The organism is Sphingorhabdus sp. Alg239-R122 (assembly GCF_900537065.1).
Classification (GTDB): Bacteria; Pseudomonadota; Alphaproteobacteria; order Sphingomonadales; family Sphingomonadaceae; genus Alg239-R122.
Map to the genome: position 1 here is coordinate 247,292 of NZ_UNRC01000001.1, position 13,026 is coordinate 260,317.

General features: G+C 49.9%; 10 protein-coding genes. 5 read left to right on the forward strand and 5 right to left on the reverse strand.

Translation table 11 applies throughout. The features are described from left to right. The first annotated feature begins 2 nt into the window (after positions 1 to 2). Positions 3 to 794 carry an indole-3-glycerol phosphate synthase TrpC gene (trpC, locus tag G6Q15_RS01205; RefSeq protein ID WP_164115079.1) on the forward strand — a complete coding sequence of 264 codons (792 nt, stop codon included), beginning with the start codon at positions 3 to 5 and terminating at the stop codon, positions 792 to 794. 69 nt (positions 795 to 863) lie between these two features. Further along, on the forward strand, positions 864 to 1,571 hold the full coding sequence (gene lexA / locus G6Q15_RS01210; RefSeq protein WP_164114711.1) for a transcriptional repressor LexA: 708 nt from the start codon (positions 864 to 866) through the stop codon (positions 1,569 to 1,571). A gap of 54 nt (positions 1,572 to 1,625) precedes the next feature. Here the strand turns inward: lexA and G6Q15_RS01215 are convergent, their stop codons facing one another. Then, on the reverse strand, positions 1,626 to 3,782 hold the full coding sequence (locus tag G6Q15_RS01215; RefSeq protein WP_164114714.1) for a ComEC/Rec2 family competence protein: 2,157 nt from the start codon (positions 3,780 to 3,782) through the stop codon (positions 1,626 to 1,628). A gap of 25 nt (positions 3,783 to 3,807) precedes the next feature. Between G6Q15_RS01215 and gltX the strand changes: the two genes are divergently transcribed. Both gltX and G6Q15_RS01225 read left to right on the forward strand, forming a co-directional pair. Next, positions 3,808 to 5,259, forward strand: a complete 1,452-nt coding sequence (gltX, locus tag G6Q15_RS01220; protein ID WP_164114718.1) for a glutamate--tRNA ligase — start codon at positions 3,808 to 3,810, stop codon at positions 5,257 to 5,259. Positions 5,260 to 5,324: 65 nt separating this feature from the next. After that, a complete protein-coding gene (locus G6Q15_RS01225; RefSeq protein ID WP_164114721.1) occupies positions 5,325 to 6,611 on the forward strand; it encodes a citrate synthase in 1,287 nt (428 codons plus the stop codon). 5 nt (positions 6,612 to 6,616) lie between these two features. Here G6Q15_RS01225 and G6Q15_RS01230 read toward each other — a convergent pair whose 3' ends face one another. The 3 genes from G6Q15_RS01230 to G6Q15_RS01240 are packed head-to-tail and all read right to left on the reverse strand — an operon-like array spanning position 6,617 to position 10,114. Continuing rightward, positions 6,617 to 7,984, reverse strand: coding sequence for a HAMP domain-containing sensor histidine kinase (locus G6Q15_RS01230; protein ID WP_164114723.1), 1,368 nt, complete (start codon positions 7,982 to 7,984; stop codon positions 6,617 to 6,619). Next, complete coding sequence (locus G6Q15_RS01235) at positions 7,978 to 8,964, reverse strand: hypothetical protein (protein ID WP_164114725.1); 987 nt, start codon at positions 8,962 to 8,964, stop codon at positions 7,978 to 7,980. Before G6Q15_RS01235 ends, G6Q15_RS01230 begins: the two co-directional genes overlap by 7 nt. A 52-nt stretch (positions 8,965 to 9,016) precedes the next feature. Then, entirely contained in the window at positions 9,017 to 10,114 is a 1,098-nt protein-coding gene (locus G6Q15_RS01240) for a hypothetical protein (protein ID WP_164114730.1), read from the reverse strand. Between the two features lie 282 nt (positions 10,115 to 10,396). Here G6Q15_RS01240 and G6Q15_RS01245 point away from each other — a divergent pair, with 282 nt between their 5' ends. After that, complete coding sequence (locus G6Q15_RS01245; protein WP_164114733.1) at positions 10,397 to 12,739, forward strand: hypothetical protein; 2,343 nt, start codon at positions 10,397 to 10,399, stop codon at positions 12,737 to 12,739. 13 nt (positions 12,740 to 12,752) lie between these two features. Here G6Q15_RS01245 and G6Q15_RS01250 read toward each other — a convergent pair whose 3' ends face one another. Further along, the gene (locus tag G6Q15_RS01250; RefSeq protein WP_164114736.1) at positions 12,753 to 13,025 is read right to left on the reverse strand and encodes a DUF1467 family protein; all 273 of its coding nucleotides are present in this window, start codon (positions 13,023 to 13,025) and stop codon (positions 12,753 to 12,755) included. Position 13,026: the final 1 nt, after the last annotated feature.

Below are 13,026 nucleotides of genomic sequence, written 5' to 3' on the forward strand. Positions count from 1 at the left end.
ATATCCCCGACAAACTCGCGGAAATTTGTGAAGCCAAGCGCCATGAAGTTGCGAAGCGCAAGGCCCGCGACAGCCTATCCGCATTGGAAGGGCGCGCGCAGGAACAGAGTGCACCGCGCGGTTTTGAGGCCGCTTTACGGCGCAAATCGCTGAACAGTTTTGGCCTGATCGCCGAAATTAAGCGCGCAAGCCCTTCCAAAGGTTTGATCCGTGCTGATTTTGATCCACCCTCCCATGCCAGAGCCTATGAGGCTGGCGGTGCGGCCTGCCTGTCTGTGCTGACTGATACACCCTATTTCCAGGGGGATGACAGCTACCTTGTCCAGGCACGGGCATCGGGCACCCTGCCCTGTCTACGCAAGGACTTCATGGTCGACCCTTGGCAGGTTGTCGAAGCGCGCAGTTTGGGCGCAGATGCCATTCTTATTATTATGGCCGCACTTGATGACGTCATGGCAGCAGAGATTGAAAAAACCGCGGTTTCACTTGGCATGGACGCATTGGTTGAGGTGCATGACAGCGCGGAAATGGAGCGTGCATTCAAATTACAGTCACGTCTTATAGGCGTAAATAATCGTGACCTGCGCAGTTTCACCACCGACCTGTCAGTAACAAAAACGCTGGCCGATAGGGTTCCAGATGATGTCCTGCTGGTATCAGAAAGCGGAATAAACAGCCATTCTGATTGCCAGCGCCTGGCTAGACATGGCGTGCGCACCTTCCTTGTAGGCGAATCGCTCATGCGACAAAACGACGTTGAAACGGCGACGCGGCAGCTACTAAGCGGTACATAAGTAGAACACTTGACATAACCTGTTTTGTTTCGTAATTGTTCCGTATTCGTTCACTAACGGAGCACTGATATGCTTACAAAAAAACAGCATGAGCTTATTTCTTTTATTCAGCATCGGTTGGAGGAAACGGGTATTTCCCCTTCTTTTGAAGAAATGAAGGATGCCCTGGACCTGAAATCCAAATCGGGTGTGCACCGTCTTGTCAGTGCGCTGGAAGAGCGCGGGTTTATCCGTCGTCTGCCAAATCGTGCGCGGGCGCTGGAAGTTTTGAAATTACCTGATGCGATCGTAAAACCTGCTGACACAGTGAAAATGCCGTCATCTGGGGCCTCTGCTGCGAGCATATCCAATATTGCAGATGCCAAAGCACCCACAAATATGAATGCCGATAATGATGTGATGGAAATTCCCCTGCATGGCCGCATCGCCGCAGGTGTTCCGATTGAGGCTATTGAAGGTCAATCTGCATTGTCTGTACCATCTGCCCTGTTGGGTTCGGGTGAACATTATGCGCTTGAAGTTTCCGGTGATTCCATGGTCGAAGCGGGCATATTGGACGGTGATTTCGCACTTATCAAACGTGCAAACACCGCGCGTGACGGTGAAATCATAGTCGCGCTTGTACGCGGTGAAGAGGCCACACTTAAATATCTGCGCCGTGAAGATCAGATGGTTCGCCTGGATCCGGCCAATTCGGCCTATGAACCACAAACATACCGCTCCGATGAAGTTGAGGTACAGGGAAAACTGGCAGGGTTGCTCCGCCGTTACCACTGATTTTCACTAATACAGGCTTGTTGGTTAAAGCAGGAAGGTCAGATTCTCAGTAAGTCAGGGTCTGAACCAACCATGTTCGCCTTCCTGCGCCGCAACGGTCCTGAGCTTTGGCGGGCTATCTAACCATATTGACAAACCACCTGTTTGCGAAAGCATAACGCGATCAGCCTTGAGCCATCTGGGATGGCAACTACGTGGCAACCAGCGGTCACTCACAACAATGTCGACGCGCTTACAGGCCGCGGCAAGGCTGCGCTCTGGTACAATATAGCTGCTCCTGCTGGCGAGCACTGTCCAGATACGATCAACCCCTTGCAGCTTGATAGTACAGAAATCAGGGCTGCACTGCGCATTTCTCCAATCCTTCATCGCCCGGATATCAGTTTCTTTGACGCCTGCATTTTCGGTTAATGTATCAATAGTATAATCTCCTGCCCGATCACGCAGCAGGATAATTTCTCCCTGTTTACCTGTTATGGCCAAGTGCTTACCTGAAGAATGTACCAATATGTCGGGCGAGCGCATCTGCGTTAGTGATATGGCTGCAAAACCCAAAGGCATTAACGCCAGCAAGCGTGCTCTGCCTTTAACAAGTGCGAACCATAATCCGCCCATTACAAACATTGCGAACAGGCGCACGTCCATAGAAGGAAGCCGTGTAACTGAACCGGGCTGCGCCTCAACAAAATGCGCCAGTGACAAAAGCAGTGAAAGCGCCTCACCGCATAATAGCCATATTGGTGCCCCCAGCCCCACAATATCCAACAACAACGCCAGTGCTTCTAGCGGCATGATGATGAATGTGGTGAGCGGTATGGCAAAAATATTGGCCAATGCGCCATATATGCCTGCTTTATGGAAATGATATAATGCAATAGGCATCAATGCGATTTCAATAGCTAGCCCCGTCAAGAATAACATACCTGTGAATCGCATAATTCGATATAGTACTGGCTCGTCACGCCGCTGGAAAATGCGTTGCACCCAGGGCAGTTGATGCAAAGCGATAATTGTAATTACCGCCGCAAAACTAAGCTGAAAACTCGGCCCCGCGAGCGCCTCTGGCCAAAATATGAGGACAAAAGCTGCGCCTGCCGCAACAAGGCGCATGGATAACGGATCCCTACCCATGGCAAGCGCTGTCAGCACGAGTATGGCGGCAATGCACGCCCGTATGGTGGGAACTTGCGCGCCGGTCAGCAACGTATACGCCAAACCGCCTAGTGCCGCAGCGACTGATGCAATTAACGGCAAACGGTATTTAAGCGCCAATGCAGGAAACAGCGCGAGCAATTTCACGACGAGAAGATAAATGGCCGCGACAACTGCACTCACGTGCAGGCCGCTTATTGACAGCAGGTGTGCCAGCCCTGCTCTGCGCATCGCTTCTGCATCCTCATCTGCAATCGCGCCCCTGTCCCCCGTTGCCAGTGTTGCAGCGATGGCACCTGGTGAGCCTTCGACACGCGACTGAATATGACGCGACAGACGCGATTGCGCCTCTGGCAGCCAGTTGCTTTGCCGTGATACCTTGATGATGGAAGGTTTTTCCAATGCAGTGCCTGTCGCCGAAATTCCTTCAAACCATGCCTTTTGCGCAAAATTATATGCGCCTGGCAATGCCGCACCTGCAGGCGGCATCAGCCGCGCACGTACAGATAGAACAGCCCCTTCACGAAAGCGGGCATCATCCCATTTTCTTGGCAGATTTACACGTATTTTTGCAGGCAGCGCAGCTTCTTTCCCGGGCACAAGCAGCAACCGGACCTTGTCACGGGCAGGCAGGTCGGTACGCTCACCGATTGCAGCATAAAAAGTCGAAACCACCGGTTTTTCAATAGGCGCCGCCCCGATTATGGTAGACTTGAGCCAGATTAAGGCACAACCGCCAGCCAGCAATAATGCCGACACTACCAACGCTTTGCGCAAGATGCTGTAATTTTCCAACCAGTGATGAAACGCCCAGATGGCCAGCGTGATTGCCACAAGGCCCAGGATCAAACCCGTCCATTGCGCTGGATTGTCCAGAGCAAACCAGGTTGCAATGCCAATTCCCAGCATGACCGGCATCCATAACGGCAAATGCTCTCGTTGTGAGTCCATGAATTTTTCGGTTTTCGCCAGCATATAGTTCAGGCCATCCCGCAGTGCCGTAAAAACAGCACTTGGAACCACTTGGAAAGCCGTGCTAGGGGCGTTGCTTTCAGGCATATCATATCTTTGAAAGGAAGCTGGCTTGAGTGCAAGCGAAGATATAAATCAGGATGTTTCCCAACCACAGCAAGTGGTTACACGGTTTGCGCCATCGCCCACGGGTTTCCTGCACATTGGTGGCGCGCGCACAGCATTGTTCAACTGGCTTTTCGCGCGTGCAAATGGCGGCAAAGCGTTGTTGCGTATTGAAGATACGGACAAGGAACGTTCAACTCAGGCGGCTATAGACGCAATTATAGACGGCCTTGACTGGATGGGCCTTGACTGGGATGAGCCACCTGTCTTTCAAAGTACACGGGCCAGACGTCATGCGGAAGTTGCGCAGACACTGCTAGACAATGGCAATGCCTATAGATGTTATGCCACTGCAGAAGAACTGGAACAAATGCGTGCAGAGCAACGCGCAGCGAAGAAACCCATGCGCTATGATGGCCGCTGGCGTGATCGTGATCCATCACAGGCACCTGAAGGCACTCCATATGTAGTCCGCCTGAAAACAAAGCAGCGTGGCAGCATGGAAATCATGGATGAAGTGCAGGGTCGCGTGTCCGTCCGCAATGAAGAAATTGACGACTATGTGCTGCTGCGTTCCGATGGTACGCCAACCTATATGCTGGCTGTGGTTGTCGATGACCATGACATGGGCGTTACTCATCTGATCCGCGGGGATGATCACCTTAACAATGCTTTCAGGCAATTATCGCTCATCCACGCCATGGGATGGCCGGAACCGGTTTACGCGCACATTCCGTTGATCCACGGCAATGACGGCGCAAAACTGTCAAAACGCCATGGAGCGCTTGGTGTAGAAGCATATCGTGATGAGATGGGCATATTGTCTGATGCACTGTTTAACTACCTGCTTCGATTAGGTTGGGGGCATGGTGACGATGAAATCATTTCGCGGAATCGCGCAATTGAATTTTTTTCTTTATCGGGTGTCGGTAAGTCACCATCCCGCTTTGATCCAAAAAAGCTGCTTAACCTAAACGGAATATACATCCGTGAGAGTGATGATACAGAGCTGACACAGCTAGTGTCTCCGCGTCTCGCCGAAATTTGCGACACATATGACGCTACGGAAAACATGGCTTTGCTCGAACAGGCCATGCCGGTGCTGAAAATGCGCGCCAAAAACCTGAATGAACTGGCGGAAAGTGCGAAATTTCTTTTTGTAAAACGCCCTCTGGCAATGGACGAGAAAGCATTATCTCTGCTAGAAGGGGAAAAACGCGATATCCTTCATGATGTCGTGGAACCACTTGCGGGCTGTTCCGAATGGACGCTTGAAAAACTGGAAGAAATTATCAAAGCCGTTGCCGAAACAAAGGAACTGGGCTTGGGTAAAATTGCGCAACCCATGCGGGCGGCCTTGACCGGGCAGGCAAATTCTCCGGGTATTTTTGACGTGCTGGTACTGCTTGGCAAAGAAGAAGCGATGGATAGGATCAACGATCAAATCAAGGCCGGATGATAACGGTCGATCACAAAATATAACCCTTTATGAGGGCCAACTGGTGCACTTGAGGAGACAATTAGGTGACAGATAAAAACGCAAAGATTCAATATTCGGGTAATGAGTATGACATGCCGGTGCTGAGCGGTTCGGTAGGCCCGGATGTCGTGGATATTCGTAAGTTTTATGGCCAGACAGGTGCCTTCACCTATGACCCCGGTTTCACCTCCACGGCCAGTTGTGAATCTGGTCTCACTTATATTGATGGCGGTGAAGGTGTGCTGCTGCACCGTGGCTACCCCATCGGTCAGTTGGCTGAAAAGTCCAGCTTCATGGAAGTTGCCTATCTTCTGTTGAACGGTGACCTGCCAGATCAGGATGAAATGAACGATTTCAACTATACGATTTCGCGTCATACCATGCTTCATGAGCAGCTCATGAAATTCTATGGCGGATTTCGCAGTGATGCGCACCCTATGGCTATCATGTGCGGCGTTGTGGGAGCGCTTTCAGCTTTTTATCATGATTCGACCGATATCTCTGATCCGGAACATCGCAAGATTTCAAGCCATCGCCTGATCGCAAAAATGCCAACCATTGCTGCGGCCGCATATAAATATTCGATTGGCCAGCCCTTTATGTATCCGGATAATTCACTGTCCTATACAGGCAATTTCCTGAATATGACCTTCGGCGTTCCTGCCGAAGCTTATGAAGTGCATCCCGCCATTGAGCGCGCACTCGACCGGATTTTCATTCTGCATGCCGATCATGAACAAAATGCTTCGACTTCAACTGTACGTTTGGCAGGTTCTTCCGGCGCCAATCCTTTTGCCTGTATCGCAGCGGGCATTGCATGCCTGTGGGGACCTGCCCATGGCGGTGCGAACGAGGCTGCGCTGAATATGCTGCGTGAAATCGGTACACCGGATCGTATCCCTGAATATATCGAGCGTGCAAAGGATAAGAACGATCCATTCCGCCTGATGGGCTTTGGTCACCGCGTCTATAAAAATTATGACCCGCGCGCGACAGTTATGCAAGAAACTGTCCGCGAAGTGTTTGACGCGCTTAAAGTGTCCGACCCTGTCTTTGAAGTAGCATTGCAGCTTGAAGAAATGGCATTGAACGATGATTATTTCAAAGAGAAGAAGCTCTTCCCGAACGTGGACTTTTATTCCGGTGTGATCCTGTCTGCCATTGGTTTTCCAACCACCATGTTTACCGCGCTGTTTGCACTGGCACGGACCGTTGGTTGGGTGGCACAATGGAACGAAATGATTTCGGACCCTGGCCAGAAAATCGGCCGGCCGCGCCAGTTATATTCCGGCCCAACCCAGCGCGACTATATTGCTATGGACAAACGCTAAAAATGTCAGGCTTTGCCGCCTGAATTTGACGGCAATTCCAGTATAAAGCGCGCTCCTTGCCCGGGCGCGCTTTCTACTTTCAGGTCACCGCCCATAGCCCTTGCTAATCTGCGTGAGATATAGAGGCCAAGTCCGCTACCGCCATCGTGGCTGCGCCCCAGACGTTCAAATTTGTCAAAAATACGTGCCTGTTCTTCTTCGGTGAGTCCTCCGCCCTGATCGGCCACGACAAGCCGAGCGAGCTCTCCGTCCTGCTCCAGGCGCACCCATACCATGGAAGCCGCAGGTGAATAGCGCACTGCATTGGTCAATAGGTTAAGTACTATCTGCAAAACCCGCCTGTAGTCGCCCATGGCAGACAGGTTTTCATCATCCGCCGGCGCATCAATATGGATATCGTGATCAACCGCCTGAACGGATAGTAAAGTAGCAGCTTTGCGCCCTATATTGGCAAGGTCAATTGCGTTGCGTACAGGTATGAAATCATCACGTTCAACCATTTCAGTATCGGATATATCTGTAACCAACTCGTGCAAATGCTGCCCAGCCTGCATAATGTCGCCAGCATAAGCCGCATAATCTGCCCGGAGAGGGCCCATTTCCTTCCCTTCCATCATTTCGGCATTTGCTATGATGCGGTCAATGGGGGCCTGTAGACCCGAGGCTAACCCCTCTCCGAAGAACTTCTTCATCTGTTCGGAGCTAAGTAATTGCATATGCGCCGAAGTTTCAGTCTCCTGAACTTCGGTCAGGTAAACATCAAACCCCTTTGATTTATCCATGTTGTGCGACAGCGGCCTGATATCTATCATCCATATTGTATCAAGACCTGGTAAAGTCACACATTGACCGGTATAGCTTTGCCAACTTTTTGCAGCTTTGCGTTGCAGAGTGAATTCAAAAACATCCCGCCAATGCCGCATCACATAGTTACGTGGAGCGATTGCGGGATCATTTCGGTTAAATGACATTGCAACAATATTCTGTTCTGTATCTAGCTTGATATGCCCATCTGCGTTCAGTTTTCCGATCGAAGCCTTCCGACCATTTTCCGCAACAGGATTTGCAAATAATAGCCTATGTTCAGACCAATTGGTGATTTTCAGTTTTATTTTTTTACGCTTCGGATTCACCTTTGCCCATAAGGTGATAATTGCGTCTTTCCTGTCAATTTCAACTTTCCGGGAAAGACGCATCCCCAGTTCCTGCGCCGAAAAACACAGTGACAACAGCTCCGGGACAGCAAGAATACCGTTTTTCAGGCCTCTATTGGCGTAATGCAGATCATATAACGGCGCATCGGCAGATAATATCCGCCCATCCCTGTCCAGAACGGCTGTGATACTTTGTGAGGAAGATTGGGTTTTTACCATGCCGTGCCTCGTGCATGGGGTGTCCATTGTACAACAATGTCCTGCGCTGCCGCAGCGCTCATGTTGATATCGGTGACAGGAATAACATCCTGATACTGACCCGGCAGCTTTAGAAGATTGACTATCTTGGCAATATCCTTTGTGGGGCATTTTGCAGCACGAAGGATAACCGCAAAAGCCGCTCGGTCCTGCGCACTCGATAAAATCAGTATTTCATCGGTCGGCAGGCCAATTTTTTCCGAAAGCATCGCAAAAAAATGGGAAACACCGAACTTTCCAATGGCCGCCATATTACAGGAATAGTTGGGTTTGATCGTACGGTTCACATGCTCCTGCAGCATTTTGAGCCTGCTCTCGCTTTCATCATGGTTCGATAGTGCTTTGCGTGCTGCTTTTGCCATGTCAGTATTGCTAGTCAGCCCGCATTTTTCTATGTGCCGCGCTGCAGCCCAGACAATCGCATGCGCCAGTTCTGCAGGCAGCTCCAGTAATGGATATGAGAAATCATCAATCGCACTGATAAATCTGCTTTGTGCAACAAGCTGTGCCATGGCGTATGCAGACTTTTCATCATCATCTGAAGCGATACGCACTTGCAAATCATCCGAAATTTCCGGATGCGCCGCATTATCCTCGCCAATGGTTTCGCAATAGTGCCACTCGACAATGCGTGTATAGAGAAACGACAAAAGCGCAGGTGAATAGACATGACTCTCGGGAAAGTGGGTATCTGCAATGGTTCTGGTGCCATCATCCCGCAGGTTCGCAGCAACGGCCTGTATCGCCTGCTCCCCAAGCGATATTGCTAATGCACGCGTCAGACTGATTGCCGCTTCAGATGCAATAAAGCTGCGGTTAGGGAAAGTCTGAGCGTATAATGATCGGGTAAAGCCCGGCATCTCGCGTGACACATAGTGTGCACGCTCCAATATATCACCATGCGAAACATCGCGGTGAGTATCGGAAAGCCCCGGCTTCATATAGCTGCGGTATCGCGTTTTGGTTAATTTCTCGTTAACTTTCTTGGGAATGCTATTTTGGGCTGCTTTCTAATAGCTTATGCGCTCGAGCTGAAAAGAGGACAGAGCCCAGGGTAACAATACCAACGCCCATTACGGCCAGTGGTAAATGACCCAAAATCGAAAGAGCAGCCAATAGTAATGCAAACCATAACGGATCGTGAAAAAATCTTAAAATTCGATCGGATATATTTGTTTTATTTATATAATACCAATATATACCAACCGAAGTTAACGCCAAATAGCCGGTCATAAGTGGCGAAATATCTGCCTTATGTAGTCCAGCAACAAGTGTCGCAGCAATGGATATCCAATATACTGAGTCCAGATATTTCCTATTTTTCAGAGGTTCAAAAAACCCGAACAGGTTCTGCCGCATATATCCGGTAAAAACTGCAATCGCGAGTAGCAAAAGAGCTGTCGATACATTGATAAAATATGCTGCTGCAGGGGCGGTAACAGCACCCAGCAACTGTACGCCTCGCAATATATTACGGCTATATTTGCGCTTCCAGACGTACGGTGCCATGAGACGCGCGAAGGGCGCGGCAAGAAAGCGCTCGCTTAGCCAGGACATGCTTTGTCTGGATGGGAAAACAGCATTTTTCTCGGCGCTCTCCATTGTCTCTGCCGAAGCCTGGATGGAAATTTCACCACTCCCAAGAGCTCGGTCGGATATCATGACACGTTTATAATCACGCTGCACACCGCTACGCAGCGCAGCGGACTGGACACTCCAGTCACCCGGAAGATCAGCCAGCGACAACAGATCGCGGCCACGCAATTTTGCGATTCCAGCCCAGAAATGGTTGATATCAATACGTTCAAAACCTGACGGGGGGGTATCTGTGCCTGCTGTCAATGTCGCGATTCTGGGTAATTTCGCATTCCAGATCGAATACGCCACTGAAGGTTGTATATATAACCCGTCGGCAATCAGTAATATTTCATCATCGGCGGCAACATGCGCCGTTATTTCGGATGCACTGCGGCCAATTACAAATTCCAGACCGTTATTAATTGCATATTCCTCAAGCAGTATAACTTGCCCCGGAACAGCCTGAACAAACGCAATAATCTTTGATGCGCCGGCATCAATAGCGAGTTTCATTTGATACTGTGCCAACGTACCATCCGCCATCGGCAAAAGGCCGCGTGGTTGATGTGGTGCATCACTGCACGTCTCACATATACTAATAAGCGCAACGCGCACGAGAATCTCCGACCTGTTTGCCAGTTTATGTAGTTATCAAGGCGTATTGCTTCCAGTAAAATCTATGTAAGAGCCCAATTAGCACGCAACGCAAAGAGTCTCGCAAATATGTGCATATTACACGATAATCCGCTTACAAGTTTTTATTCCCTATGCCGCCAAATATGGTAAACATACAATATGAGCGAGAATAGAAAAATTGTAGGACTGGAGCAGAATTCTGCTCCAGGTGAAGCATTTGATACTGATGATGAAACCGTCACGGATGGAGTGTCGCAGGATGAAGCCAGTGCAGACTCCTCTTATCCTGACGTGGATATGACATCACCTGAAGCCACCGATGATTATGCCATCAGCGATGAAAATGAGTGGGATTGGGATGCAGCGGACAACACCCCTACCCGTTCCGGCATTGTTGCAACATCGTTTTTCGTGGCGGCGGCCCTCGCGTGGACCGGATTATATATATGGTCCAAAATGTCCGAAACTGCATCAGGCGTAAGTATCCAGCAAGGCATTGATTGGTTCGTGCAATGGTCCATTCCCATGCTTCTTTTGGGTGTTGCCTATCTCCTTCTTATACGCAACAGTACGCGTGAAGCTGGCCTTTTCAACAATGTCGCCGCATCTTTGCGTGCCGAAAGCCAGGCACTTGAAGCTCGGCTGCATCATGTGAATAATGAACTTTCGCTGGCCCGCGAGTTTCTGGCTAATCAAAGCTTGGAACTGGAATCACTGGGGCGTAGTTCATCGAACAAGCTTTTGAACCATGCTGAGCAGATACAGGGCCTCATCGGTGACAGCGATGAAAAAGTCCGTGTTATTGGTAATGTATCGGATAGCGCCATAAGCAATATTGAAAAGCTGCGCGAACAATTACCGGTCATTTCTACATCCGCAAAAGATGTTACAAGCCAGATTGCAAATGCGGGTCGCACGGCACAGTTGCAGATCCGTGAGATGGCGAACGGCTTCAAACGCGTGAATGAATTCGGCCAAGCCAGTGATACGCAGATCATTGCACTTAAGCAACGTGCAGAAACCACCATTGCGGAGCTTTCCGGCGCCATGGACAAAATGTCTGGTTCACTCGATGAAAAAGTCGATCTTATGTCCCAAAGCTCTTTGTCCATGCTCAGCACGTTTGAAGAAAATAGCGAGAAGGTGACGTCAAAACTGCAAGAGAGTGTCAGCAGCATGCGCAATGAACAGGGTGCTGCCGCCACATTGATGCAGGAGCAACTGGAAAGCTATGAGCAATCGCTTCTACGCCTGACCAGCAGCCGTGAAGAAGAAGATGCCAAATTGGCCGAAATGCTTTCGGCCATGCAGAAATTGCTTGAACAGAGCGAAGAGCGAATTGCCGAAATCGACAGCAGCGGCGGTGAAAGTACGGCAAAAATCGCATTTGCCGTCTCCGCGCTAGGTGAGAATATTGATGATGTGCAGCGCAAAATGGCCACGTCAAAGGACACATCCGAGGAGTTACTGCAGGAAGCGGAAAAACTAAAACTCGCGATACAAGCGAATATGAATGATGTTGATGAGGCATTGCCATCATCCTTGACTCAGCTTGATGAGCGTTTGTCACAGACAGTTGCCAGTTTCCATGACACCCGTAACCAGCTTGCAGAAATTAACGATATTGGTTCTGCTTTTGCCGGCAAGATTCAGTCGACTCAAGAAAGCCTTGCTGTGCAGGCTGAAACAATATCTAGGCTACAGGGCGATGGCGAAGTCTGGAACAAGCAGAATGAAGATGTGAATCGTCTGATCACTTCCATCCAGTCCGCACGTGAAGAAAGCGAAGTGCTTTCACATTCAGCCAATGATACACTTATTGCTGCACTTAGCTCTGTAAAAACCACAGCTGATGAAGCCGCCAAGGCATCCCGAATTGCCATGCAGGACAGCATCATTGATGCAGCCGGCGATCTTGAGCAAAAAAGCGAAGAGGCGTTAGAAAAAGTCTTGCAGACCAAGGCTTCGGAGCTAGTTGGCAAGCTTGAAGGTGCAGTCGAACAGGCCATTGGTGCGACCCATGAAGCGACCTTGCATTTGCGTGACCAGCTACTCAAAGTTGATGAACTTACGGCAAATTTGGAATACCGCGTGCAGGAAGCACGTGAAAAGGCCGAAGAAAATACCGATCAGGACTTTGCACGCCGTGTTTCATTGCTAACAGAGTCGCTTAATTCTACGGCAATTGATGTCACCAAGATATTTTCGAATGAGGTCACTGACAGCGCCTGGGAATCATATCTTAAGGGTGATCGTGGCATATTTACCCGCCGCGCCGTGCGACTGCTCGACTCTGGTGAGGTACGCGAAATTGCGCGGCACTATGAAAACGACATGGAATTTCGCGATCATGTAAACCGCTATATCAGGGACTTTGAAACTATGCTGCGCAACCTGCTTGCTACAAGAGAGGGCGGCGCAGTGGGTGTGACTTTACTGTCATCGGATATTGGGAAACTATACGTGGCGCTTGCGCAGGCGATTGAACGCTTTCGCAAATAAAGTCAGCTCTGCTTTATTCCCGTACCGATTTAAAGAAATCAAGCGTTTCGGGCGTAACCCAGCCATAGATGTAATTGGCATAGAATAATCCGAACAGGATGGATGCCACTATTGTCGTGCGTATAACGACAGCAAGGGGACGAAAATTTCCTGGTGCGCTGTCTGCCTGCCCCCTTACCTTTTCCATACCCAGTTCATCATGTGTACGGACTCCGAAGGGTAGAACGACAAATGCCGAAATCACCCAAAATAGTGCATATATGGCGATCATGGATGTCCACTGCATT

Bases quoted from the DNA above. Each gene is read 5' to 3' on its own strand.
- lexA (WP_164114711.1), top strand. From the start codon at position 864: ATGCTTACAAAAAAACAGCATGAGCTTATTTCTTTTATTCAGCATCGG.
- G6Q15_RS01215 (WP_164114714.1), bottom strand. From the start codon at position 3,782: ATGCCTGAAAGCAACGCCCCTAGCACGGCTTTCCAAGTGGTTCCAAGT.
- G6Q15_RS01230 (WP_164114723.1), bottom strand. From the start codon at position 7,984: ATGGTAAAAACCCAATCTTCCTCACAAAGTATCACAGCCGTTCTGGAC.
- G6Q15_RS01235 (WP_164114725.1), bottom strand. From the start codon at position 8,964: ATGAAGCCGGGGCTTTCCGATACTCACCGCGATGTTTCGCATGGTGAT.
- G6Q15_RS01240 (WP_164114730.1), bottom strand. From the start codon at position 10,114: ATGAAACTCGCTATTGATGCCGGCGCATCAAAGATTATTGCGTTTGTT.
- G6Q15_RS01245 (WP_164114733.1), top strand. From the start codon at position 10,397: ATGAGCGAGAATAGAAAAATTGTAGGACTGGAGCAGAATTCTGCTCCA.
- G6Q15_RS01250 (WP_164114736.1), bottom strand. From the start codon at position 13,025: ATGCAGTGGACATCCATGATCGCCATATATGCACTATTTTGGGTGATT.